The organism is Pseudomonas batumici (genome assembly GCF_036585405.1).
In the GTDB taxonomy this organism is placed as follows: Bacteria; Pseudomonadota; Gammaproteobacteria; order Pseudomonadales; family Pseudomonadaceae; genus Aquipseudomonas; species Aquipseudomonas batumici.
The window spans coordinates 3,988,147-4,010,832 of sequence record NZ_CP144470.1 but is presented as its reverse complement, the minus strand read 5'-3'; the positions used below and the strand labels follow the sequence as shown (position 1 = coordinate 4,010,832).

General features: G+C 63.0%; 23 protein-coding genes. 10 read left to right on the top strand and 13 right to left on the bottom strand.

Annotated features, from left to right (window positions below; all coding sequences use genetic code 11):
• Positions 1 to 45: 45 nt before the first annotated feature.
• Together NUH87_RS18075 and dadA are read right to left on the bottom strand one after the other, a co-directional pair.
• On the bottom strand, positions 46 to 399 hold the full coding sequence (locus NUH87_RS18075; protein WP_040071690.1) for a RidA family protein: 354 nt from the start codon (positions 397 to 399) through the stop codon (positions 46 to 48).
• The gene (gene dadA, locus NUH87_RS18070) at positions 371 to 1,675 is read right to left on the bottom strand and encodes a D-amino acid dehydrogenase (protein ID WP_338522118.1); all 1,305 of its coding nucleotides are present in this window, start codon (positions 1,673 to 1,675) and stop codon (positions 371 to 373) included. Before dadA ends, NUH87_RS18075 begins: the two co-directional genes overlap by 29 nt.
• Before the next feature lie 157 nt (positions 1,676 to 1,832).
• On the opposite strand from dadA, the gene NUH87_RS18065 reads away from it, so the two are divergent.
• Positions 1,833 to 2,321: an Lrp/AsnC ligand binding domain-containing protein gene (locus NUH87_RS18065; RefSeq protein ID WP_017125528.1), complete on the top strand. Its 489-nt coding sequence runs from the start codon at positions 1,833 to 1,835 to the stop codon at positions 2,319 to 2,321.
• 2 nt (positions 2,322 to 2,323) lie between these two features.
• Here the strand turns inward: NUH87_RS18065 and NUH87_RS18060 are convergent, their stop codons facing one another.
• Both NUH87_RS18060 and NUH87_RS18055 read right to left on the bottom strand, forming a co-directional pair.
• Positions 2,324 to 2,677, bottom strand: coding sequence for a YkgJ family cysteine cluster protein (locus NUH87_RS18060; protein WP_040071692.1), 354 nt, complete (start codon positions 2,675 to 2,677; stop codon positions 2,324 to 2,326).
• 185 nt (positions 2,678 to 2,862) lie between these two features.
• A complete protein-coding gene (locus NUH87_RS18055) occupies positions 2,863 to 3,108 on the bottom strand; it encodes a DUF1127 domain-containing protein (protein WP_338522117.1) in 246 nt (81 codons plus the stop codon).
• Positions 3,109 to 3,290: 182 nt separating this feature from the next.
• Here NUH87_RS18055 and NUH87_RS18050 point away from each other — a divergent pair, with 182 nt between their 5' ends.
• Positions 3,291 to 4,724 carry a PLP-dependent aminotransferase family protein gene (locus NUH87_RS18050; RefSeq protein WP_338522116.1) on the top strand — a complete coding sequence of 478 codons (1,434 nt, stop codon included), beginning with the start codon at positions 3,291 to 3,293 and terminating at the stop codon, positions 4,722 to 4,724.
• A gap of 60 nt (positions 4,725 to 4,784) precedes the next feature.
• Positions 4,785 to 6,338 (top strand): phospholipase D family protein, encoded by a 1,554-nt coding sequence (locus NUH87_RS18045; RefSeq protein ID WP_338522115.1) that lies wholly within the window; start codon positions 4,785 to 4,787, stop codon positions 6,336 to 6,338.
• Between the two features lie 10 nt (positions 6,339 to 6,348).
• Here the strand turns inward: NUH87_RS18045 and NUH87_RS18040 are convergent, their stop codons facing one another.
• Both NUH87_RS18040 and NUH87_RS18035 read right to left on the bottom strand, forming a co-directional pair.
• Positions 6,349 to 7,494, bottom strand: a complete 1,146-nt coding sequence (locus NUH87_RS18040) for an MFS transporter (RefSeq protein ID WP_338522113.1) — start codon at positions 7,492 to 7,494, stop codon at positions 6,349 to 6,351.
• Positions 7,495 to 7,634: 140 nt separating this feature from the next.
• Positions 7,635 to 9,128, bottom strand: coding sequence for an aldehyde dehydrogenase (locus tag NUH87_RS18035; protein WP_040071695.1), 1,494 nt, complete (start codon positions 9,126 to 9,128; stop codon positions 7,635 to 7,637).
• Positions 9,129 to 9,365: 237 nt separating this feature from the next.
• Here NUH87_RS18035 and NUH87_RS18030 point away from each other — a divergent pair, with 237 nt between their 5' ends.
• Complete coding sequence (locus NUH87_RS18030; protein ID WP_338522111.1) at positions 9,366 to 9,728, top strand: cupin domain-containing protein; 363 nt, start codon at positions 9,366 to 9,368, stop codon at positions 9,726 to 9,728.
• Here the strand turns inward: NUH87_RS18030 and NUH87_RS18025 are convergent, their stop codons facing one another.
• The 3 genes from NUH87_RS18025 to rpmB all read right to left on the bottom strand — a co-directional run bounded on the left by NUH87_RS18025 (position 9,729) and on the right by rpmB (position 11,689).
• Positions 9,729 to 11,126 carry a hypothetical protein gene (locus NUH87_RS18025; protein ID WP_338522110.1) on the bottom strand — a complete coding sequence of 466 codons (1,398 nt, stop codon included), beginning with the start codon at positions 11,124 to 11,126 and terminating at the stop codon, positions 9,729 to 9,731. It lies immediately after the preceding gene.
• A gap of 161 nt (positions 11,127 to 11,287) precedes the next feature.
• Positions 11,288 to 11,443, bottom strand: a complete 156-nt coding sequence (rpmG, locus tag NUH87_RS18020; protein ID WP_003177274.1) for a 50S ribosomal protein L33 — start codon at positions 11,441 to 11,443, stop codon at positions 11,288 to 11,290.
• A 12-nt stretch (positions 11,444 to 11,455) separates the two neighbouring features.
• Entirely contained in the window at positions 11,456 to 11,689 is a 234-nt protein-coding gene (gene rpmB, locus NUH87_RS18015) for a 50S ribosomal protein L28 (protein WP_007921114.1), read from the bottom strand.
• Positions 11,690 to 12,140: 451 nt separating this feature from the next.
• On the opposite strand from rpmB, the gene NUH87_RS18010 reads away from it, so the two are divergent.
• Complete coding sequence (locus NUH87_RS18010) at positions 12,141 to 13,730, top strand: ABC transporter substrate-binding protein (RefSeq protein ID WP_338522108.1); 1,590 nt, start codon at positions 12,141 to 12,143, stop codon at positions 13,728 to 13,730.
• Between the two features lie 123 nt (positions 13,731 to 13,853).
• On the opposite strand, the gene radC is transcribed toward NUH87_RS18010, so the two are convergent.
• Entirely contained in the window at positions 13,854 to 14,528 is a 675-nt protein-coding gene (radC, locus tag NUH87_RS18005) for a RadC family protein (protein WP_040071700.1), read from the bottom strand.
• Between the two features lie 133 nt (positions 14,529 to 14,661).
• Here radC and coaBC point away from each other — a divergent pair, with 133 nt between their 5' ends.
• The 4 genes from coaBC (at position 14,662) to argB (ending at position 19,978) form a co-directional block, all read left to right on the top strand.
• Positions 14,662 to 15,870 carry a bifunctional phosphopantothenoylcysteine decarboxylase/phosphopantothenate--cysteine ligase CoaBC gene (gene coaBC / locus NUH87_RS18000; protein ID WP_338522106.1) on the top strand — a complete coding sequence of 403 codons (1,209 nt, stop codon included), beginning with the start codon at positions 14,662 to 14,664 and terminating at the stop codon, positions 15,868 to 15,870.
• A 5-nt stretch (positions 15,871 to 15,875) separates the two neighbouring features.
• Positions 15,876 to 16,331 (top strand): dUTP diphosphatase, encoded by a 456-nt coding sequence (gene dut / locus NUH87_RS17995; RefSeq protein ID WP_040071702.1) that lies wholly within the window; start codon positions 15,876 to 15,878, stop codon positions 16,329 to 16,331.
• A gap of 1,279 nt (positions 16,332 to 17,610) precedes the next feature.
• On the top strand, positions 17,611 to 19,008 hold the full coding sequence (locus tag NUH87_RS17990; RefSeq protein ID WP_338526855.1) for a phosphomannomutase/phosphoglucomutase: 1,398 nt from the start codon (positions 17,611 to 17,613) through the stop codon (positions 19,006 to 19,008).
• Positions 19,009 to 19,072: 64 nt separating this feature from the next.
• Complete coding sequence (argB, locus tag NUH87_RS17985) at positions 19,073 to 19,978, top strand: acetylglutamate kinase (RefSeq protein ID WP_040071704.1); 906 nt, start codon at positions 19,073 to 19,075, stop codon at positions 19,976 to 19,978.
• A 127-nt stretch (positions 19,979 to 20,105) separates the two neighbouring features.
• On the opposite strand, the gene NUH87_RS17980 is transcribed toward argB, so the two are convergent.
• Positions 20,106 to 20,663, bottom strand: a complete 558-nt coding sequence (locus NUH87_RS17980; RefSeq protein WP_338522105.1) for a DUF4124 domain-containing protein — start codon at positions 20,661 to 20,663, stop codon at positions 20,106 to 20,108.
• Positions 20,664 to 20,699: 36 nt separating this feature from the next.
• The gene (gene pyrE / locus NUH87_RS17975) at positions 20,700 to 21,341 is read right to left on the bottom strand and encodes an orotate phosphoribosyltransferase (RefSeq protein ID WP_338522104.1); all 642 of its coding nucleotides are present in this window, start codon (positions 21,339 to 21,341) and stop codon (positions 20,700 to 20,702) included.
• 83 nt (positions 21,342 to 21,424) lie between these two features.
• Here pyrE and NUH87_RS17970 point away from each other — a divergent pair, with 83 nt between their 5' ends.
• Positions 21,425 to 22,204 (top strand): exodeoxyribonuclease III, encoded by a 780-nt coding sequence (locus NUH87_RS17970; RefSeq protein ID WP_003176915.1) that lies wholly within the window; start codon positions 21,425 to 21,427, stop codon positions 22,202 to 22,204.
• An 80-nt stretch (positions 22,205 to 22,284) separates the two neighbouring features.
• On the opposite strand, the gene NUH87_RS17965 is transcribed toward NUH87_RS17970, so the two are convergent.
• The gene (locus NUH87_RS17965; RefSeq protein ID WP_338522103.1) at positions 22,285 to 22,653 is read right to left on the bottom strand and encodes a DUF4870 domain-containing protein; all 369 of its coding nucleotides are present in this window, start codon (positions 22,651 to 22,653) and stop codon (positions 22,285 to 22,287) included.
• Between the last annotated feature and the right edge of the window lie 33 nt (positions 22,654 to 22,686).

The window sequence follows — 22,686 nt, the reverse complement described above, 5'->3', positions numbered from 1 at the left end:
GCGAAAGACAATGCATCCGCCATCGCACCGGGAGAGGGATCGTACTTAAGGCAGAGCGGCCACGACCGACAGCTCGACCAGGATTTCCGGCTCGCACAGCTTGGCTTCGACTGTGGCACGGGCCGGCGCGACGCCTTTGGGCAGCCACTTGTCCCATACCGCATTCATGCCGGCGAAGTCGGCATCGATGTCTTTCAGGTAAATCGTCACCGACAGCAGCCGGCTCTTGTCGGTGCCCGCCAGGTCCAGCAAACGCTCGATATTGGCGAGGGTTTCCCGGGTCTGGGTTTCAATCCCGGCGCTCAGGTCGTCACCGACCTGCCCTGCCAGATACACGGTGCCGTTATGCACGACGATCTGGCTCATGCGCTCATTGGTGAGCTGGCGCTGGATTGACATGTTTTGCAGTCTCCTGGGGCGTTTTGCCGTAGCGGGAAATATCGAGACCTTCGGCACTGATCTGCGGCTTTTTCTTCGCCATCAGGTCAGCCAGCAGGCGACCTGAACCACACGCCATGGTCCAGCCAAGCGTACCGTGGCCGGTGTTCAGGAACAGATTGCGGAAAGAAGTAGCCCCCACGATCGGCGTGCCGTCAGGTGTGGTCGGACGCAAACCGGTCCAGAAGCTGGCTTGTTCGAGGTCTCCGCCCTGAGGATAAAGATCGCCGACGATCATCTCCAGCGTTTCGCGTCTTTTCGGATTCAGCGACAGGTCAAAACCGGCGATTTCCGCCATGCCGCCGACGCGGATACGGTTGTCGAAACGGGTGATCGCGACCTTGAAGGTTTCATCGAGAATCGTCGAAGTCGGGGCCATGGCCGGGTTGGTGATCGGCACGGTCAGCGAGTAGCCCTTGAGCGGGTAGACCGGTGCCTTGATCCCCAGCGGCTTGAGCAACTGCGGCGAATAGCTGCCCAGCGCCAGCACGTAGCGGTCGGCGGTTTCCAGCTTGCCGTCGATCCACACGCCGTTGATGCGGTCGCCCGCATGGTCGATCCGTTGAATGTCCTGGCCGAAGCGGAACTCCACACCCAGCTTGACGGCCATTTCGGCCAGGCGGGTGGTGAACATCTGGCAGTCGCCGGTCTGGTCGTTCGGCAGGCGCAGGGCACCGGCGAGGATATCGGTGACACTGGCCAGGGCCGGCTCGACCCGGGCGATGCCGGCGCGGTCGAGCAATTCGTAAGGCACGCCGGACTCCTCGAGCACGGCGATGTCCTTCGCGGCGCCATCGAGTTGCGCCTGGGTGCGGAACAGCTGGGTGGTGCCCAGGCTGCGGCCTTCGTAGGCAATCCCGGTTTCGGCGCGCAGCTCGTCGAGGCAGTCACGGCTGTACTCGGACAGGCGGACCATGCGCTCCTTGTTCACGGCATAGCGGCTGGCGGTGCAGTTGCGCAGCATCTGCGCCATCCACAGGTACTGGTCGACATCGGCGGTGGCCTTGATCGCCAGCGGTGCGTGGCGTTGCAGCAACCACTTGATCGCCTTGAGCGGCACACCTGGCGCGGCCCAGGGCGAGGCATAGCCGGGCGAGACCTGGCCGGCGTTGGCAAAGCTGGTCTCCATGGCGGCGGCCGGCTGACGGTCGACCACCACCACTTCGAAACCGGCCCGGGCCAGATAATAAGCACTGGTGGTACCAATGACGCCGCTACCCAATACCAGAACTCGCATGTGTCTACCTCTCGATCCGCGCCAGACGCCGGTGTTTAGTGTTCAAACCAGGATGCGCGCAGTGTAAAAAACAATAGCCAGTGCTTTTCACTATATAAGTGCCTATATTTGGCGAGAATTCTCGGCACTATCGCTTTTGACGGAGGGGCATTCCCTAATGAGAACCAACCATCAGACCAAGCGCGAGCTGGACAAGATCGACCGCAACATCCTGCGCATCCTGCAGGCCGACGGGCGCATCTCGTTCACCGAGCTTGGGGAAAAGGTCGGCCTGTCCACCACACCCTGTACCGAACGGGTCCGCCGGCTGGAGCGCGAAGGCATCATCATGGGCTACAACGCCCGGTTGAACCCGCAACACCTCAAGGGCAGCCTGCTGGTGTTCGTCGAGATCAGCCTCGACTACAAGTCGGGTGATACCTTCGAAGAGTTCCGCCGCGCGGTGCTGAAGCTGCCCCATGTGCTGGAATGCCACCTGGTGTCGGGGGATTTCGACTACCTGGTCAAGGCGCGGATTTCCGAGATGGCCTCCTACCGCAAACTGCTCGGCGACATCCTGCTCAAGCTGCCCCATGTGCGGGAGTCCAAGAGCTACATCGTGATGGAGGAAGTGAAAGAGAGCCTGAACCTGCCGATTCCGGATTGAATCTAGACGAGCACTTGCCGGGTGCTCGCGATGTATTCGTGCACCTGCCGTTCGATCCGTGGATGAATCAGTTCCACCGGGCGTCGGCCATTGGGACAAGGCAGCGTCGGCGTCGTGCCGAACAAGCGGCAGATCAGCGGACGCTCGTCGTACACCGTGCAACCGTTCGGCCCCAGGTGTACGCAATTGAGCTCGTTCAGCGCTGCTTCCTGCTCGGCGGCGGTCTTGCGCGGCAGGCGGGCCATCTCCTCGGAGGAGGTGGTCACCGGCCCGCAGCAGTCGTGACAGCCCGGCACGCATTCGAAAGACGGAATTTGCTGACGCAGAAAGCGGATTTTCTGACTGTTGCAACTCATCGAACGACGACCGGAAAGAAGAATGAGCATGGATTCTGCCTGAAAAGACCGAACCTTGAACACACCGCAGCCCCACTGTAGGAGCCAGCTTGCTGGCGATGGTCGTCAACGCTAACGCGGGGCATCAGTATGATCGCGGTGTGGCGACATTCATCGCCAGCAAGCTAGCTCCTACAGATGCGCGGCTAGGACCGCCAGAACGGTTTCAAACCTTCTTCCCGCGCCTGCTCCGGGCTCATGCCGATATCTCGCAGCTCCTCGGACGTGAGTTCAAGCAAGGCCTTGCGGGTGCGCAGGCGGTGCCAGAACAGACCCATGAGACCGAAGGCCGGCGTGCAGCGACGGGCGGAAAACGCCGTGATTGCCCGTTCCTGTTCGATCACCAGTTCCTGACTGCGCAAAACCAGACGCACATCGCTTAAACCGTTCATTACCTGTGCTCCTTTGTTACTCGATTGCCATAGGTACACAGGATGGGCGAACGGCCAAAACCATTACAGATTCAATCAATTTTTATTAATTCCATACAGAACTCGCCAAAGCACGACTGAATCCTGTATTTTCACCCTATCTGTACCGGCCAACGCTTTCCACCCTGCCCGAGAACTGCGCCATGACCCTCTACGTCAACCTAGCCGAACTGCTTGGAACCCGTATAGAACAAGGCTTCTATCGCCCTGGCGATCGCCTGCCCTCTGTACGGGCGTTGAGTGTGGAACATGGTGTCAGCCTGAGCACGGTGCAGCAGGCCTACCGGGTCCTGGAGGACAGTGGGCTGGCCCAACCGAAACCCAAGTCGGGCTATTTCGTGCCTGTCGGCCGCGAACTGCCGGCGTTGCCGGTGGTCGGGCGTCCCGCGCAACGCCCCGTGGACATTTCGCAGTGGGAGCAGGTACTGGAGCTGATCCGGTCCGTCCCCCGTGAAGACACCGTACAGTTGGGCCGCGGCATGCCGGACCTCGACAGCCCGACCCTGAAACCGCTGCTGCGCAGCCTGGCGCAGATCAGCCGCCGCCAGGACATGCGCGGCCTGTCCTACGACAATATCCACGGCAACTTCGGGCTGCGCGAGCAAGTGGCGCGACTGCTGCTCGACTCCGGCTGCCAACTCGGCCCCAACGACCTGGTCATCACCACCGGCTGCCACGAGGCCCTGTCCACCAGCATCCGCTCCATCTGCGAGCCGGGGGACATCGTCGCGGTGGACTCCCCCAGCTTCCACGGCGCCATGCAGACCCTCAAGGGACTGGGCATGAAGGCCCTGGAAATCCCCACCGACCCGATCACCGGCATCAGCCTCGACGCCCTGGAACTGGCCCTGGAACAGTGGCCGATCAAGGCCATACAGTTGACGCCCAATTGCAACAACCCGCTGGGCTATATCATGCCGGAGTCGCGCAAGCGTGCCCTGCTGACCCTGGCACAGCGCTTCGACGTGGCCATTATCGAGGACGATGTGTATGGCGAGCTGGCCTACACCTACCCCCGTCCGCGCACCATCAAGTCCTTCGATGAAGATGGCCGGGTCCTGCTCTGCAGTTCCTTCTCCAAGACCCTCGCCCCCGGCCTGCGCATCGGCTGGGTCGCCCCCGGGCGCTACCTCGAGCGGGTGCTGCACATGAAGTACATCAGCACCGGCTCCACGGCGCCGCAGCCGCAGTTGGCCATCGCCGACTTCCTGAAAAACGGCCACTTCGAGCCGCATCTGCGGCGCATGCGCAGCCAGTACCAGCGCAATCGCGACTTGATGATCGACTGGATCAGCCGTTATTTTCCCGCCGGCACCCGGGCCAGTCGCCCCCAGGGCAGCTTCATGCTCTGGGTCGAACTGCCCGAAGGTTTCGATGCCCTGCGCCTGAACCGGGCGCTGCGGGACCAGGGCGTACAGATAGCGGTGGGCAGTATCTTTTCGGCCTCGGGCAAATACCGCAATTGCCTGCGGATGAACTACGCTGCCAAGCCAACGCCGCTGATCGAAGAGGCCGTACGCAAAGTCGGCGCGGCCGCGATCACATTACTGGCACAAAACGAGAGCAGTATCGATTGACCTTTACCCGCCGGACAGCGTCCGGATGCCGACACCTGCCTTGACCCGGGACGCTGACCGTTGAAAGCCTGCTTGCTGCTCATTGCCCTGCTGTTAAGCGGATGCGCATCCCTGGATGCTCCACGTTTCCCCAGCCAGGCCATGGCGGCGAGCGAGTCGACCTTCGGCCGTTCGATCCAGGCCCAGGCCGCGCCCTGGCAGGGACGCTCGGGCTTTCGCCTGCTGCCCAACGGCAGCGAGGCGTTCAGGGCCAGGGCCGAGCTGATCCGCAATGCCCAGGTCAGCCTGGACCTGCAGTACTACATCGTCCATGACGGCCTGAGCACCCGCATGCTGGTGGATGAACTGCTCCAGGCCGCCGATCGCGGCGTGCGCGTGCGCATCCTGCTGGACGATACCGCCAGCGACGGGCTCGACTCGGTCATCGCCACGCTGGCCGCGCATCCGAATATCCAGATCCGCCTGTTCAACCCGCTGAACCTGGGCCGCAGCACCGGCGCCACCCGCGCCCTGGGGCGCTTGTTCAACCTGTCGCAGCAACATCGACGGATGCACAACAAATTGTGGCTGGCCGACAACAGCGCGGCCATCGTCGGCGGCCGCAACCTGGGGGACGAATATTTCGGCGCCCAGCCGGACCTGAACTTCACCGACATCGACCTGCTCGGCTTCGGCCCCGTGGCCGAACAGCTCGGGCACAGCTTCGACCAGTACTGGAACAGCGCCCTGAGCGTGCCCATCGGTGATTTCCTCACCGACACGCCTTCAGCGGCGGAACTGGCCGATGCCCGGCAGCGGCTCAAGGACTCGCTGGGCAGCTATCGCCAGCACAATACCGCCCTGTACCTGAAACTGCGGGCCTACAAGAGCGAGCCACACATGGACACCTGGCGCCGCGAGCTGATCTGGGCCTGGAACCAGGCGCTGTGGGACGCGCCGAGCAAGGTCCTGGCCAGGGAAGAGCCGGATCCACGCCTGCTGCTGACCACTCAACTGGCGCCGGAACTGACCAACGTTCATACCGAACTGATGATGATTTCCGCCTACTTCGTGCCTGGTCAGCCGGGGCTGGTCTACCTGACTGGGCGCGCCGACGCGGGGGTCTCCATCAGCCTGTTGACCAACTCGCTGGAAGCCACCGACGTACCGGCCGTGCACGGCGGTTATGCGCCCTACCGCAAGGCCTTGCTGGAGCACGGCGTGAAACTCTTCGAACTGCGGCGCCAGCCTGGGGACCGTGGAGGCAGCGGGCCGCACCTGTTTCACAGCGCGACCTACAAGGGCTCGGACTCCAGCCTGCACAGCAAGGCGATGATTTTCGACCGGCAGAAATCCTTTATCGGCTCGTTCAACTTTGACCCACGCTCGGTCTTGTGGAACACCGAAGTCGGTGTCCTGGTGGACAGCCCGGAGCTGGCGGAGCACGCTCGGGCCCTGGCCTTGCGCGGCATGACCCCGGCCCTGAGCTACCAACCGCGCCTGGAGCAGGGAGAGATTGCCTGGGTCACCGAGGACCACGGGCAGCTCCACGAACTGAACCAGGAGCCGGGCAACTGGTGGCGCCGGTTCAACGCCTGGTTCGCCAACCACATCGGGCTGGAGCGCATGCTCTGAAGGTTCGCGATCAGCCGGTCGGCTGTGCCGCGCCGAAGGCCCCCTGGTGTAACAGCAACACCAGCAGGCCCAATGCTCCAGCCGCCATGAACAACGGCAAGGCCTGCCCGCTGATCCACTGGCTGCCGGCCCCCGCCACCAACGGCCCGATCAGGCAGCCAACGCCCCACAACTGCGCCACATGGGCATTGGCCCGCACCAGCGCATCGTCGCGATAACGCTCGCCGATCAGGATCAACGACAAGGTGAACAACCCGCCCGCGCTGGCGCCGAACAGCACCCACAACGGCCAGATCAGCAAGGTATCGATCAACAGGGGCACCGCCAGGCTCGACAGCATCAGGGCCAGGGCACAACCGATGAACAGCGCGCGCCGGGAAACGCGGTCGGCCAGGGCACCAATCGGCAACTGCAACAAGGCGTCACCCACCACCACGGTGCTGACCATCGCCAAGGCAATATCCGCCGTAAAGCCCTGGCGCAGGCAGTAAACCGGCAACAACGTCAGAATCATCGCCTCGAAGGCGGCAAACAGCGAAATAGCCCAGGCAATAGCCGGCAAACTCCGACAGAAACCTAGCAGGTCCATCAGGGTGACACGACTGGACTCCGAAGTGGGCGCACCACTACGCCCCAGCAACAGGAATGGCGCGGCCACCAACAACCCCACGCCGATCCAGAAACCGTAATCGCCCTCGGTACCCACGGCGGCCAACAGCAACGGACCGGACAGTTGGCTCAACGCATAAGTACTGCCATACAGGGCCACCAGGCGTCCGCGCCACTGCTCGACCACCAGCTGGTTGATCCAGCTTTCGCCGAGAATGAAGACAATCGTCAGGATCACGCCAATCATCAGGCGCAGCACCAGCCACACCGGATAGCTGGGCAGCAGCGCCAGCAACCCGATGGACAAGGCTCCGGCCCACAAGCAGAGGGCCATGAGCCTGGCGGTGCCAAAACGCGCCGCCAGGTGACTGGAGATACTGGCTCCCAGCAAGACACCGATGGCCGGCATCGCCGCCATCACGCCAATGGCGAAGGCGCCATAGCCCCAGCTTTCCAACCGCAGGGACACCAATGGCATGCTCACGCCCAGTGCCAGCCCGACACTGAGTACCGAAGCCAGCACGGCGAAATAAGTCGCCCAACGCATGTTCCACGCTCCTGTGGATAATTTCAGTTCAAGACAACACAGCCGGACTTCCTGGCGGAGAGTCCGGCTGTGTGATCTGAATGACCCGATAGCAATTGTGGCGAGCGGGCTTGCCCGCTCACCACACCCTAAATCCCACCTTACAGCTTGATCCAGGTCGCCTTCAGCTCGGTGTACTTGTCGAACGCATGCAGCGACTTGTCACGGCCGTTACCCGACTGCTTGAAGCCACCGAACGGCGCGGTCATGTCGCCGCCATCGTACTGGTTCACCCACACGCTGCCGGCGCGCAGGGCCTTGGCGGTCAGGTGCGCCTTGGAGATGTTCGCGGTCCAGACCGCCGCCGCCAGGCCGTACGGCGTGTCGTTGGCAATGTTGATCGCCTCTTCCACGCTGTCGAAGGCAATCACCGACAACACCGGCCCGAAGATTTCTTCCCGGGCAATCTTCATCGCATTGCTCACCCCGTCGAAAATGGTCGGCTCGACGTAGGTCCCACCGGTTTCCTCAAGGGTACGCTTGCCACCGACCACCAGCTTGGCGCCATCGGCATGACCCGACTCGATGTACGACAGCACGGTGTTCATCTGCTGGGTATCCACCAGGGCACCGACATTGGTGTCCGGGTCCAGCGGGTTGCCCGGCTTCCAGGCTTTCAGCGCTTCGATCACCAACGGCAGGAAACGGTCCTTGATCGAACGCTCCACCAGCAGGCGCGAACCGGCGGTGCAGACTTCGCCCTGGTTGAAGGCAATGGCGCTGGCCGCGGATTCGGCGGCGGCCTGCAGGTCCGGAGCGTCGGCAAAGACGATGTTCGGGCTCTTGCCGCCGGCTTCGAGCCAGACGCGCTTCATGTTGGACTCGCCGGAATAGACCATCAGTTGCTTGGCGATCCGGGTCGAGCCGGTGAACACCAGGGTGTCGACATCCATGTGCAGGGCCAGGGCCTTGCCGACGGTATGACCGTAACCGGGCAGCACGTTCAGCACACCGGCCGGAATGCCGGCTTCAACGGCCAGGGCGGCGATGCGGATAGCGGTCAGCGGGGATTTCTCCGAGGGCTTGAGAATCACCGAGTTACCCGTGGACAGCGCCGGGCCCAGCTTCCAGCAGGCCATCAACAAGGGGAAGTTCCACGGCACGATGGCCGCCACCACGCCCACCGGCTCACGGGTCACCAGGCCCAACTGATCGTGCGGGGTGGCGGCCACTTCGTCATAGATCTTGTCGATGGCCTCGCCGCTCCAGCTCAGGGCCTGGGCCGCGCCGGGAACGTCGATGTGCAGGGAGTCGCTGATCGGCTTGCCCATGTCGAGGGTTTCCAGCAGGGCCAGCTCCTCGGCATTGACCTTCAGCAACGCGGCAAAACGAATCATCGCGGCCTTGCGCTTGGCCGGGGCCAGGCGCGACCAGACACCGGAATTGAACGTCGCGCGAGCACTTTCCACGGCACGCTGGGCGTCAGCCACATCACAGCTGGCCACGCGGGTCAGCAGGCGGCCATCGACCGGGCTGATGCACTCGAACGTCTCGCTCGACACCGCGGCAGTGTATTCACCATTGATGTAGGCACGGCCTTCAATCTTCAGCTCACGGGCGCGTTGTTCCCAGTCAGCACGAGTCAGGGTGGTCATTCGAGTGTCCTCCTCTTATGAAATACGGGAGCCGCGCGCGCTTGCGCCAGCACCCTCCGAAATTCTGCCCGATGGGCCCCGATCTGAACCCATGGCACCCACCACCCTAAACCAGCGGCACCTGAAGTTTCAATATATTTGACAATAAGGTGGTAAAACGCCGTTGCCATGTTCATTTTAATAAACATAGACTCGATGCTCCCGATCACTGGTCCGTCACCGCAGAGGAAGAGCAGCATGAACATCCAGGACATCGTCGATTTCAGCGACGCCGGCACCGCGCCGGAACGCTTTCGTCCGGCACCGGAGAAAGTGCTCAAGGGCGACCCCGAGCAGACGATCCACAACCACTACGCCAGCCCCTGCGGGCAGATGAATGCCGGCGTCTGGGAAGGCGCGCCAGGCCAGTGGACGGTGAACTACACCGAACATGAATACTGCGAAATCGTCCAGGGCGTCTCGGTGCTGCGCGACGGCGAGGGCAATGCCAAGACCTTGCGCGCCGGCGATCGTTTCGTGATTCCGGCGGGCTTCAAGGGCACCTGGGAAGTGCTGGAACACTGCCGCAAGATCTACGTGGTATTCGAACAGAAGGCCTGATCAGGTCCGGGCGCACCAGGACCGTTCGCTATCGACGGCCCTTGTCGGATAAGGAATATCCACATCGAGGCCGTCACGCCTGACCCGAAGACGGCCTTGGTCATGCCCCCGGAAATCAGCCTCGGTCAGGGCGAGCACCCAATACAGCGCCTCCCGGCCGCAGGCATCCTTGAGCTGCGTCGCCACCGTCGCCTCCCGGAGGTCGATTCGCCCATCCTTGAGCGCAAACAGCGCATCAACCCCGGTTTCGATGATCTCCGGTATTCCGGCAAGACGGAAGGAATGCTCGCTGCCGAAACTGCCTTTCATCGCCGTGCCCGGCACCAGCAGATGTCGGCTTGCCGGATCCTTGAAGCGCTGCAGGAATGGCTCGACCGCCTCTGCCGCCCGACGGTTGGTTCCCGCCAGGGACTCGCGAAGCCGCTGGCCCAGCGCCTCATCGGGCGTATCACTGATCGGCGCGATCGGCCCCAGTAGCAGGCCCACGGGGGTTTCCCCTTGTGCAACGCGGGGCAACCAGTCCAACCGTCGACGATCGAGCAGGTACCCGGCAAGAAGGCCCAACGCATAGCTCTCATGATCGACCGCCAGGTAGTCGGCACGCCCCAGCGGGATCAGTTGCCTCAACAGCCGCGCCTCCCACTCGGGACTCCGGGGCTCCAGCCCCATCGCCAACAACTGCGCGACCGACTCCACATAGCGCGCACTCCCCTCGGAGCGGTCGGTATCGCGGATGCGCTCGGCCTCATCGGCGAACTCGCTCGACCAACGCCGGTACCAGTAACTGGCGCGCCCCAACGCATCGGCCTCACCCCGGATAGCGGCGAGCAAATGGCGAATGATCCGGTTGCGGTACAGGCGCGGTTCGACAAGCGCCGGGTAAAGGGTGCTGCGCTCCGACAGCGAGCCGCGGGCCCGGTCGTCTTCAGCGTAGAAATGGAAGGCTTCGTGAGTGGCCAGGTCGAACAGCTCGGGGACCGCTTGCGGATGCTTGAGCCGCTGGACCTCGCCAACAGGCAAGTGCTGCCCCAGGCCCATGAAGAGCGCCGGACGCCCCTGCCACTCGATCTTTTCGAAGCGCCGGTATTCGAAGGGCAGCCCCAGGGCGCCGACGGCCTGCATGTCGACCTCATGCCCACCCCGGGCATTCATCAGCCACGCCCGCTGTCCGTCGCTGACCAGCAACTGGACATCGGCAAACACCCGGGTCGTCTCGAACAGGTTCGCCAGCGCCGGCCAGGCCATCACGGTCGCCTCGGCCATGCGCCGCACATAGGCGTCGGTATTTTCGGTGCTTTCGGTGATTTCAGTGCTGCCCCGGTCCGCGGCCTGAACCGCAATACTGCCCGCCGCGAGGACCACCAACAGCAGGACTCCACACATTTTCGCAATCATCATGAGCGCTCTCCACATCCGCATCCTTTCGGTGTTCACCCCAGTCTAGGAAAGGCGCAATGGGAAAAATGTAGGAATCAGGCACGCAACAGGCAGGAGCCGGCCGAAAAAAGGCGAAAAAAAACCCCGAACCAGTCGGGGTTTTTCTCGAAAGAAAAAATCAATTACTTGATTTTGCCTTCCTTGTAGATCACGTGCTTACGAACAACCGGATCATATTTCTTGATCTCGATTTTGTCCGGAGTAGTGCGCTTGTTCTTGTCAGTCGTGTAGAAATGACCAGTACCGGCGCTCGAGATCAAACGAATCAATTCACGCATGATTTAGCTCCCTTATACCTTGCCATCGCGACGGAGTTCGGCCAGCACGACATCAATGCCGCGCTTGTCGATGATACGCATGCCCTTGGCGGATACGCGCAGACGCACGAAACGCTTCTCGGACTCGACCCAGAAGCGGTGATGCTGCAGGTTCGGCAGGAAACGACGACGGGTTTTGTTGTTTGCGTGGGAAATGTTATTCCCAGTCACCGGACCCTTACCGGTAACTTGACAGACTCTAGACATGCCTCAGCCCTCTAAAACCACATGCCCAACCCGGCATGGGTTGGCCGCTTAATCTCTCAGTCATTTGGCGCCAGGCGCCGCGTTTCTTTAAGGGTCTTACCGGCTACACCTACAAGCGAAGGAACCGGGCCCCTAGAAAAGAGCGCTGCTTTATACCAGAAAGACTCAGGTGCAACAACATCCCGTGCAATTAAAACCGCAACGCCGCACCGGGAATGGCCGTGCAGGACGCCAGCAACGCGGGCTTGCGCCATAAAAGGCCGCTCGTCGCACAAATGCCTGTCGTCGGCCCAAAAGGCCCGCCAAACCGTGCGGTGAAAACATCGGGGGAAGCAGGCAAACTGAGGAACCCGGTAAAAACGGGATAGTCAATTACCGTCCATACCACTAGGGTAGGACTTTTCCAGACTGCACTCGCAGATGGGACAACGACCTGCAAAGGATACTGAATATGCGTCTCGCTGCCCTACCGCTATTGCTCGTCCCTTTCCTGGGGCTGCCGGCCCACGCCGCCGATTCCCTGAACGTTTGCACCGAAGCCAGCCCCGATGGGTTCGACGTGGTGCAGTACAACTCGCTGACGACGACCAACGCTTCGGCCGACGTGCTGATGAACCGCCTGGTGGACTTCGACGCCGCCAGCGGCAAGCTGGTCCCCAGCCTCGCCGACAGCTGGACGGTGTCCGACGACGGACTGGTCTACGACTTCAAGCTGCATCCGGGGGTGAAATTCCATCACACCGACTACTTCAAGCCAACCCGCGACCTGACCGCCGCCGACGTGCGGTTCAGCTTCGAACGCATGCTCGACCCAGCCAACCCGTGGCACCAGATTGCCCAGAGCGGCTTTCCCCACGCCCAGTCGCTGCAACTGCCGAGCCTGATCAAGCGGATCGAGGCCACCGATCCGCTGACCGTGCGCTTTACCCTCGATCACCCCGACTCGACCTTCCTCGCCGCCCTGAGCATGGGTTTCGCCTCGATCTATTCGGCGGAATACGCCGACAAGCTGATGACCGCGGGCACGCCGGAAAAACTCAACAGCCAGCCCATCGGCACCGGCCCGTTCGTGTTCGGTCGTTTCCAGAAAGACGCCTCGATCCGCTACAGCGCCAACCCGGACTACTTCGCCGGCAAGCCGGCGGTCGACAGCCTGGTCTTCTCCATCACCCCGGATGCCAACGTCCGCCTGCAAAAGTTGCGACGCAACGAGTGCCAGATCGCCCTCTCGCCCAAACCTCTGGATGTCGTTGCCGCCAGTAAGGAGCCGACACTCAAGGTGGAAAGGACCGACGCCTTCATGACCGCGTTCGTTGCCATCAACAGCCAGCATCCACCGCTGGACAAGCCGGAAGTGCGCCAGGCGATCAACCTGGCCGTCGACAAGACCAGCTACCTCAAGGCGGTGTTCGAAGAGACCGCCGAGGCCGCCAACGGCCCGTACCCGCCCAACACCTGGAGTTATGCCAAGGACTTGCCCGGCTATGCCCACGACCCGGAAAAGGCCAGGGCCCTGCTGGTCAAGGCCGGACTCAAGGACGGCTTCCAGACCACGATCTGGACGCGCCCGTCGGGCAGTCTGCTCAACCCCAACCCCAGTCTCGGCGCCCAATTGCTGCAAGCCGACCTCGCCGAAGTCGGCATCCAGGCACAGATCCGCGTGATCGAATGGGGCGAGCTGATTCGGCGGGCCAAGGCCGGCGAACATGACCTGCTGTTCATGGGCTGGGCCGGTGACAACGGCGACCCGGACAACTTCCTGACCCCGCAATTCTCCTGCGCGGCGCTGAAATCGGGCACCAACTTCGCCCGTTACTGCGATGCGGGCCTGGACAAACTGATCAGCGCCGGCAAGACCACCAGCGAGCAAGGGGTACGCAGCAAGCTCTACGAACAGGCCCAGGCGCAGATCCAGCAGCAGGCGTTGTGGGTGCCGCTGGCTCATCCGACCGCCTTCGCCTTGCTGCGCAAGAACGTCCAGGGCTATGAGGTGAGTCCGTTCGGGCGACAGGATTTCTCCAGGGTCAGCATCAAGCGTTGATGAGGCATTGATCGACACCGCTTCTGTAGGAGCCGGCTTGCCGGCGATGGCGTCCTCAATGTCGACGCAAGTCTTGAGGGCCTCATCGCCGGCAAGCCGGCTCCTGGTGTTGGGCCGATCCCGCTACAACCAGCCACGCTCCATCATCGACAACGGCTCCCCCTCGCCGACGATAAAGTGATCGAGCACCCGCACATCGACGAACTCCAGCGCCGCCTTGAGGCGCTTGGTCAGCACATGATCCGCCTGACTGGGCTCGGCGACCCCCGAAGGGTGGTTGTGGCAGAGGATCAACGCCGCCGCATTGTGCGCCAGCGCCCGCTTGACCACCTGCCGCGGATAGACGCTGGTGTTGTCGATACTGCCGTGAAACAGCGGCTCGAACGCCAACACCCGGTGCTTGCTGTCGAGAAACAGGCAGGCGAACACCTCATGGGGCTCGTGTCGCAGCATCGCCTTGAGGTAATCGCGCACGGCCCGCGGGCTTTCCAGCACCGAGTCGCGCCGCAGACGCTCGGCCAGATGACGGCGGGCCATCTCCAGCACCGCCTGCAATTGCGCGAACTTGGCCGGCCCCAGGCCCAACTGGCGACCGAAGGTCTGCTGGTCGGACTCCAGCAGCTTGCGCAGGCTGCCGAACCGGCTCAACAAATGCCGGGCCAGGTCCACCGCGCTCTTGCCGCAGACGCCGGTGCGCAGAAAGATCGCCAGCAACTCGGCGTCGGAAAGACTCGCCGCCCCCTGCTCCAGCAGCTTCTCCCGCGGCCGTTCCGCCGCCGGCCAGTCACGAATACTCATTGCACCTCCCTGTCCCTTTGGCGCCGCTGTTCCCTGGCGGTCGCTGTGTTATCTTAGCCCATCATTTTCACCCCTGATCCGGCCTGGGGAGGCGTCGTCGGGGGTAGCCATCACCGGACTAAAAGGCAGGCCTATGCAGCGGCTGTATCGGAAACGCATCGTTCTCGGCGTCGGCGGCGGCATTGCCGCCTACAAGAGCGCCGAGCTGGTTCGCCGACTCCTCGACCAGGGCGCCGAAGTGCGCGTGGTCATGACCCGTGGCGGCAGCGAGTTCATCACTCCGCTGACCATGCAGGCGCTGTCCGGGCACCCGGTGCACCTGGACCTGCTCGACCCGGCCGCCGAAGCCGCCATGGGCCATATCGAGCTGGCGAAATGGGCCGACCTGGTGCTGATCGCCCCGGCCACCGCCGACCTCATCGCCCGCCTGGCCCAGGGTATCGCCGACGACCTGCTGACCACCCTGGTGCTCGCCACCGACGCCACCGTGGCCATCGCCCCGGCCATGAACCAGGCCATGTGGCGCGACCCGGCCACCCAGGCCAACACCCAATTGCTGCAAAGCCGCGGCCTGAAAGTCTTCGGCCCGGCCTCCGGCAGCCAGGCCTGCGGCGACGTCGGCCTGGGCCGCATGCTCGAAGCCACGGACCTGGCGCACTGCGCCGCCGATTGCTTCCAGCACCTGGCCCTGACCGGCAAGCACGTGCTGATCACCGCCGGCCCGACCCAGGAAAACATCGACCCGGTGCGCTACATCACCAACCACAGCTCCGGAAAAATGGGCTTCGCCCTGGCCGAAGCCGCCGTCGAAGCCGGCGCCCGCGTCACCCTGATCACCGGTCCGGTGCACCTGCCGACCCCGGACCGGGTGACCCGCATCGACGTGGTCAGCGCCCGCGACATGCTCGCCGCCTGCGAAGCCGCCATGCCCTGCGACCTGTTTATCGCCTCGGCCGCGGTCGCGGACTACCGCCCGGAAGTCGTTGCCCCGCAAAAACTCAAGAAAGACCCTACGAACGGCGACGGCCTGCTGCTACAGATGGTGCGTAACCCGGACATCCTGGCCACCATTGCCGGCCGCCCCGACCGTCCGTTCAGTGTCGGCTTCGCCGCCGAAACCGAACATCTGCTCGACTACGCCGCACGCAAGCTCAAGGACAAGAACCTCGACCTGATCGTCGCCAATGACGTGGCCAACCCCAGCATTGGCTTCAACAGCGAGGAAAACGCCTGCAGCGTGATCGACCGCGAGCTCCACGCGACGCTCTTCGCCCAGACCAGCAAGGGCAAGATTGCCCGCCAGCTGGTTTCCTTTATCGCCGAACGACTGAACCAGGTTTAATTTTCATGCACGCTTTGCAAGCCAAGATCCTCGACCCACGCATCGGCGGCGAATTCCCGCTGCCCCAGTACGCCACGCCCGGCTCCGCCGGCCTCGACCTGCGCGCCATGCTCAAGCAGGACACCGTACTGGAGCCGGGCCAGACCTTGCTGATCCCCACCGGCCTGTCGGTGTACATCGGCGATCCGGGCCTCGCCGCGCTGATCCTGCCGCGCTCCGGCCTGGGCCACAAACACGGTATCGTGCTGGGTAACCTGGTGGGCCTGATCGACTCCGACTACCAGGGCGAACTGATGGTTTCCTGCTGGAACCGTGGCCAGACCGCCTTCAACATCGCCGTCGGCGAGCGCATCGCCCAGCTGGTGCTGGTGCCGGTGGTCCAGGCGCACTTCGAGGTGGTCGAGGCCTTCGACGAAAGCCAGCGCGGTGCCGGCGGTTTCGGGCACTCGGGCAGCCATTGACCTAAGCTGGTCCAGGCCCGGCCTGAACGGTGCGCGTTGAATTTCAGGATGAATCTCGCGGAGGCAGTATTTGAAAGGCTTCAAGCGCAGTGCAACGACCGTGGACGCTCATGAAAGCAACGGCCACGCACCTCCAGGCAGCGCTGCCAAACCCTTGTTACCGGGATTGCGGATTGCCTTGGGTGGATTGGCCCTGGCCGCCGCGCTCCTGTGGTTTGGCGTGGTCGGCCCCTGGAACCAGACACTGCGCACGAACCTGACGCAAATGCCCGGCGCCGTGGCGGCCGCGGGCCTGAGCCAGGCAACCACCGACCTTATCGCACAGACCGAGGCCGCAGCCCTCGATCCCTCGTTGCTCAAGGTCCTGCAAAGCCAGAACGCTGAGCAGGTAAAGGCCGCGGAAGCCGGCCTGCGCTTCGTCAACGGTCTGGTGGACGCCCAACTGTACCTGCCTGGCCAGGCCCAACCGAGCAACGACCGCGCGGCTCCGCTGAACTTCTCGGCGCTGGACCTGATCACCCGGGCCGAGAGAGGCACCAAGCCGCCCCCGGAAGCCTACAAGATCGGTCAACGCTGGCTGGTCTATAGCGTGGCCTCGCTCAAGCCCCCCTCGGGCACACAAAGTGGCGGCACATTGCTGCTGGTCTTCGACCTGCAACGACTGCTCCAGCCCCTGGGCTCATGGCACCCGGAGACTGGCCAACTGCGTCTGATGCAGAGCGTCCTCGGCAGCCCGGAACAAGTGCTGGACCAGCGCGGAACGGCGACAGCGGACGAGAGCTATACCTTCGGCACCAGCAACCCCAACTGGGTATTGAAGTTCAACCCCGGCCCCCTGCTCGAGCTTTCCTATCCCCTGAAGGCCTACGTGTTGACGGTACTGGCCGCCTTGCTCGCACTGGGCAGCGTCCTGCTGGGCATCTGCCTGACCCACAAACGCCTGCAGAACCGTCTCGATAGCGATGCCCGACAACTGGAGCAACTGTTTCACGAACTCTCCGGCGGGAAAGCCGTCAAAGCCTTCAGCTTGAGCCTGCCGGCGCTCAATGGACTGGCTCAGGAACTGGCGCGCTTTTCCCTGCGCAACGGTCACCCCGAGCCCTCTCCTGCCCCCGCCGGCATTGATCCGGGCCTTGCCACCCGCAACGCCCCAGCGCCGATCCAGCCCGTCACCCCAGGTGCCGTCTGGACTGATCCGCTGTTCCAGGACACAGATATTCTCGATATCGACATTCTCGACGAACACCAGGATTTCCTGGGAACGGAGCCCCACCACGCCATGAACAGCAGTGCCCCGGTCATCCCGACATTCCCTGACAGCATCTTCCGCGCCTACGATATCCGTGGCACGGTCCCGGAGACCCTGAACGGCGAAACCGCCTACTGGGTCGGTCGCGCCGTCGGCGCGCAGAGCCTGGCCCAGGGCGAACCGAATGTTTCGGTCGGCCGTGACGGTCGCCTGTCCGGACCGGAGCTGGTCCAGCGGTTGATCCAGGGCCTGCACGACAGCGGCTGCCATGTCAGCGATGTCGGCCTGGTGCCGACCCCGGCGCTGTACTACGCCACCCACGTGCTGGCCGGCAAGTCCGGGGTCATGCTCACAGGCAGTCACAACCCGCCGAACTACAACGGCTTCAAGATCGTCATCGCCGGCGACACCCTGGCCAACGAGCAGATCCAGGCCCTGCACACCCGCCTCAAGACCCACGACCTGAGCAGCGGCAAGGGCAGCATCGAGAAGGTCGACATCCTCGGCCGCTACTTCGAGCAGATCCGCAACGACATCGTGCTGGCGAGGAAACTCAAGGTCGTGGTCGACTGCGGCAACGGCGCCGCCGGGGTCATCGCACCCAAGCTGATCGAAGCCCTGGGCTGCGAAGTCATCTCGCTGTTCGAAGAAGTCGACGGCCACTTCCCCAACCACCACCCGGACCCGGGCAAGCCCGAGAACCTGGCGGACCTGATCGCCAAGGTCAAGGAAAGCCATGCCGACCTGGGCCTGGCTTTCGATGGCGACGGCGACCGCGTGGGCGTGGTGACCAACACCGGCAGCATCGTCTACCCCGACCGCCTGCTGATGCTGTTCACCAAGGATGTAGTGGCACGCAACCCGGGCGCGGATATCATTTTCGACGTCAAGTGCACCCGTCGCCTGACGCCCCTGATCCGCGAATACGGCGGTCGTCCGGTGATGTGGAAAACCGGCCACTCGCTGATCAAGAAAAAGATGAAGGAAAGCGGTGCCCTGCTCGCCGGCGAAATGAGCGGTCACATCTTCTTCAAGGAGCGCTGGTTCGGTTTCGACGATGGCCTCTACAGCGCCGCGCGCCTGCTGGAGATCCTCAGCCAGGAGAAATCCAGCGCCGAAGAGCTGTTCGCGACCTTCCCGAACGATATTTCCACGCCGGAAATCAATATCAATGTGACCGATGAGAGCAAATTCAGCATCATTGATGCACTGCAAAGCGATGCCGACTGGGGCGACGCCAACCTGACCACCATCGACGGTGTGCGGGTCGACTACCCCCACGGCTGGGGCCTGGTACGCGCCTCCAACACCACACCGGTGCTGGTCCTGCGCTTCGAAGCCGACACAGACGCCGAATTGCAGCGCATCAAGGACGTGTTCCACAGCCAATTGAAACGTGTTGCCCCTGATCTCCCACTACCGTTCTGACCTTTGGACGGTGTAAAAGCGTAGTCTTTGCACCATCCGACCACTTGTTCCACCGGAGCCCTGAATGACCCTCGAACGCGATGCCGCTGCCAATACCGCCAAGGTTCTTTCCGAAGCGTTGCCTTACATCCGCCGCTACGTCGGCAAGACGCTGGTAATCAAGTACGGCGGCAACGCCATGGAAAGCGAAGAGCTGAAAACCGGTTTTGCCCGCGACATCGTGTTGATGAAAGCGGTGGGGATCAACCCGGTGGTGGTCCACGGTGGTGGTCCGCAGATCGGTGACCTGCTCAAGCGTCTTTCCATCGAGAGCCACTTCATCGACGGCATGCGCGTGACCGACGCCCAGACCATGGACGTGGTGGAAATGGTCCTTGGCGGGCAGGTGAACAAGAGCATCGTCAACCTGATCAACCGTCACGGCGGCAGCGCCATCGGCCTGACCGGCAAGGATGCCGAGCTGATCCGGGCGAAAAAGCTCACCGTGACCCGCCAGACCCCGGAAATGACCCAGCCGGAAATCATCGACATCGGCCAGGTGGGCGAAGTGGTCGGCATCAACACCGACCTGCTGAACCTGCTGGTCAAGGGTGATTTCATCCCGGTGATCGCGCCGATTGGCGTCGGTGCCAACGGCGAGTCCTACAACATCAACGCCGACCTGGTAGCGGGCAAGATCGCCGAGGCCCTGAAGGCCGAGAAGCTGATGCTGCTGACCAACATTGCCGGCCTGATGGACAAGGAAGGCAAGGTCCTGACCGGCCTGAGCACGGCCCAGGTGGACGACCTGATCGCCGACGGCACCATCTACGGCGGCATGCTGCCGAAGATTCGCTGCGCACTGGAAGCGGTACAGGGTGGCGTCGGCAGCTCGTTGATCATCGACGGTCGCGTGCCGAACGCGGTGCTGCTGGAGATCTTCACCGATACCGGCATGGGCACCCTGATCAGCAACCGCAAGCGTCACTGATCAAGTAGAAGCCTGTGGGAGCCGGCTTGCTGGCGATGAACGATAACGCGGTGTACCTGATACACCAGGTCGCCTGAATCGCCAGCAAGCCGGCTCCCACAGGGACTGCGCCGACCTTGGATCGGGATCAGCGCGTCAACTGCTCCACCCGCGCCCGATCCGCCGCAAAATCCTGCTGCGCCTGGACCCGTGCCGCCTGGTACTTGGCAATATCCACCCTCATCCGCGCCTGCTCGTCACGCAGCCCCGCGAGCTGCCCCAACAGCTGCGGCGACACCTCGTGCCCCGCCCGCTCCTGCTCCGCCGCCTGGCCTTGCAGGCTGACCTGCTGCGCCAGCAAGGCTTGAAGATTGGTCTGGATGCTCGCGATCATCACGTCCAGTTCGGCGAGCTTGCGCGCCTGGGCCTTGTCGACCTCATGGACGCTGGAATAGCGCTGCAACAGCTGCGCATTGGCATCATCCTGGACTTTCTGCGCCTGCAGACGGGCAAGCTCCTCGGCCGTCGGAGCCGGGGCGACCGTCTGCAGCACCCGACCACGCGCGTTCAGGACCTGATAGCCCTTGCCCGCGTACTCCGGGGGCACCTGGCGGTCGAGCACCGTGACGCCCTTGCTGTCGACATAGCGATACAGCAGCGCGCCGGACGTGTCCTCGGCCTGCACGGCAAAGGACACGCAGAGCATCAGGGGCAACCACCGATACCCGCGGCGCAAGGGGAATCAGATCCCGTATTGCGCGCGATAAGCCTCGACCGCAGGCAGATGCTGCTTGAGCTGCTCATCATCGGCCAGGAACTGCAGGACCTGGGTCAGGGACACGATGCTGACCACCGGAATCGCGAAGTCACGCTCGACTTCCTGGATCGCCGACAGCTCGCCATTGCCGCGCTCCTGGCGGTTGAGCGCGATAAGCACGCCGGCAGGCTTGGCGCCCTGGGCCTGGATGATCTGCATCACCTCGCGGATCGCGGTCCCGGCGGTGATCACGTCGTCGATGATCAGCACATCACCGGCCAACGGCGCGCCGACCAGGCTGCCGCCTTCGCCGTGGGCCTTGGCTTCCTTGCGGTTGAAGCACCAGGGCAGATCGAGCCCGTGATGTTCGGCCAGGGCCACGGCGGTGGCCGCCGCCAGGGGGATGCCCTTGTAGGCCGGGCCGAACAGCACGTCGAACGGAATGCCGCTCTCGACGATCGCCGCCGCATAGAAACGACCCAGTTGGGCCAGGGCCGAACCGCTGTTGAACAGGCCGGCATTGAAGAAGTAAGGGCTGGTACGCCCGGACTTCAGGGTGAACTCACCGAAGCGCAAAACCCCGCGATCGATGGCGAAACGAATGAAATCGCGTTGATACGCCTGCATGAAAAAAGCCCCAAATACCACGGATTTAGCTAATTAGGTAGACCTTGGGGTATCATACACGCACGTGATTTTTGGGGCCATTTATGCGGATCATCAGTGTGAACGTCAATGGTATTCAGGCCGCAGTCGAGCGTGGTTTGCTCAGTTGGCTGCAAGCACAGAATGCCGACGTCATCTGCCTGCAGGACACCCGCGCCTCCGCCTTTGAACTGGACGACCCAGCCTTCCAACTGGATGGCTACTTCCTTTATGCCTGCGATGCCGAAGTCCCCGCCCAAGGTGGCGTGGCTCTGTACTCGCGGTTGCAACCGAAGGCTGTCATCAGCGGTCTCGGTTTCGAGACGGCAGACCGCTACGGGCGCTACCTGCAAGCCGATTTCGACAAGGTCAGCATCGCGACCTTGCTGCTTCCCTCGGGGCAGAACGGCGATGAAGACTTGAACCAGAAGTTCAAGCTTATGGACGACTTCGCCCGCTATCTGGACAAACAGCGGCGCAAACGTCGCGAGTACATTTATTGTGGCTCGCTGTACGTGGCGCAACAGAAGCTGGATATCAAGAACTGGCGCGACAGCCAGCAATCCCCGGGGTTCCTGGCGCCGGAACGGGCCTGGATGGACGAGATTGTCGGCAACATGGGCTATGTCGACGCCCTGCGCGAAGTCAGCCGCGAAGGCGACCAGTACAGCTGGTGGCCGGATAACGAACAGGCCGAGATGCTCAACCTCGGCTGGCGTTTCGACTATCAGCTGCTGACCCCGGGCCTGCGGCGCTTCGTGCGCAGCGCACGCCTGCCGCGCCAGCCGCGCTTCTCGCAGCACGCGCCGCTGATCGTCGACTACGACTGGACGCTGACCATCTAAGCGTCTTGGCGCAGCCACAAAAAAGCCGACATCACGTCGGCTTTTTTGCGCGTCATTGCCTGATCCAACGGCAGCCGCGGCTACTTGAGCGGCCGCCAGGTGAAGGGGTAGCGGTAAGCCACACCCTCGTTGGCCTTGATGCCGGCAATGATGGTCAGCACCACCGCCGCGATCACCAGCAGGCCGAACAGCGGGATGCCGATCAGGACGAACATCAGCGGAATACAGATCATCGCCGCCACCGCCACGGTGATCTGGAAGTTCAGCGCCTCCTTGCCCTGGGCGTCGATGAACGGGTCCTGCTCGCGCTTCATCTGCCACAGGATCAGCGGCCCGATCAGGCTGCCGAACGGAAACCAGTAGCCGAGAAACGCCGACAAATGACAGAACATCGCCCATTGCCTGACTTCCTGGCTCGGGGCGGGTACGGGTAGTTGCTCGTCATTCATGGCGCTCTCCTTCTCCTGGAAAAAGCTCGAACA

Bases quoted from the DNA above. Each gene is read 5' to 3' on its own strand.
- NUH87_RS17990 (WP_338526855.1), top strand. From the start codon at position 17,611: ATGAACAGCAGTGCCCCGGTCATCCCGACATTCCCTGACAGCATCTTC.
- dut (WP_040071702.1), top strand. From the start codon at position 15,876: ATGCACGCTTTGCAAGCCAAGATCCTCGACCCACGCATCGGCGGCGAA.
- coaBC (WP_338522106.1), top strand. From the start codon at position 14,662: ATGCAGCGGCTGTATCGGAAACGCATCGTTCTCGGCGTCGGCGGCGGC.
- rpmG (WP_003177274.1), bottom strand. From the start codon at position 11,443: ATGCGTGAATTGATTCGTTTGATCTCGAGCGCCGGTACTGGTCATTTC.
- NUH87_RS18010 (WP_338522108.1), top strand. From the start codon at position 12,141: ATGCGTCTCGCTGCCCTACCGCTATTGCTCGTCCCTTTCCTGGGGCTG.
- pyrE (WP_338522104.1), bottom strand. From the start codon at position 21,341: ATGCAGGCGTATCAACGCGATTTCATTCGTTTCGCCATCGATCGCGGG.
- rpmB (WP_007921114.1), bottom strand. From the start codon at position 11,689: ATGTCTAGAGTCTGTCAAGTTACCGGTAAGGGTCCGGTGACTGGGAAT.
- NUH87_RS17980 (WP_338522105.1), bottom strand. From the start codon at position 20,663: ATGCTCTGCGTGTCCTTTGCCGTGCAGGCCGAGGACACGTCCGGCGCG.
- NUH87_RS18075 (WP_040071690.1), bottom strand. From the start codon at position 399: ATGTCAATCCAGCGCCAGCTCACCAATGAGCGCATGAGCCAGATCGTC.
- NUH87_RS18025 (WP_338522110.1), bottom strand. From the start codon at position 11,126: ATGATGATTGCGAAAATGTGTGGAGTCCTGCTGTTGGTGGTCCTCGCG.
- NUH87_RS18050 (WP_338522116.1), top strand. From the start codon at position 3,291: ATGACCCTCTACGTCAACCTAGCCGAACTGCTTGGAACCCGTATAGAA.
- argB (WP_040071704.1), top strand. From the start codon at position 19,073: ATGACCCTCGAACGCGATGCCGCTGCCAATACCGCCAAGGTTCTTTCC.
- NUH87_RS18030 (WP_338522111.1), top strand. From the start codon at position 9,366: ATGAACATCCAGGACATCGTCGATTTCAGCGACGCCGGCACCGCGCCG.
- NUH87_RS18065 (WP_017125528.1), top strand. From the start codon at position 1,833: ATGAGAACCAACCATCAGACCAAGCGCGAGCTGGACAAGATCGACCGC.
- NUH87_RS18060 (WP_040071692.1), bottom strand. From the start codon at position 2,677: ATGAGTTGCAACAGTCAGAAAATCCGCTTTCTGCGTCAGCAAATTCCG.
- NUH87_RS18035 (WP_040071695.1), bottom strand. From the start codon at position 9,128: ATGACCACCCTGACTCGTGCTGACTGGGAACAACGCGCCCGTGAGCTG.
- radC (WP_040071700.1), bottom strand. From the start codon at position 14,528: ATGAGTATTCGTGACTGGCCGGCGGCGGAACGGCCGCGGGAGAAGCTG.
- dadA (WP_338522118.1), bottom strand. From the start codon at position 1,675: ATGCGAGTTCTGGTATTGGGTAGCGGCGTCATTGGTACCACCAGTGCT.
- NUH87_RS18040 (WP_338522113.1), bottom strand. From the start codon at position 7,494: ATGCGTTGGGCGACTTATTTCGCCGTGCTGGCTTCGGTACTCAGTGTC.
- NUH87_RS17965 (WP_338522103.1), bottom strand. From the start codon at position 22,653: ATGAATGACGAGCAACTACCCGTACCCGCCCCGAGCCAGGAAGTCAGG.
- NUH87_RS18055 (WP_338522117.1), bottom strand. From the start codon at position 3,108: ATGAACGGTTTAAGCGATGTGCGTCTGGTTTTGCGCAGTCAGGAACTG.
- NUH87_RS17970 (WP_003176915.1), top strand. From the start codon at position 21,425: ATGCGGATCATCAGTGTGAACGTCAATGGTATTCAGGCCGCAGTCGAG.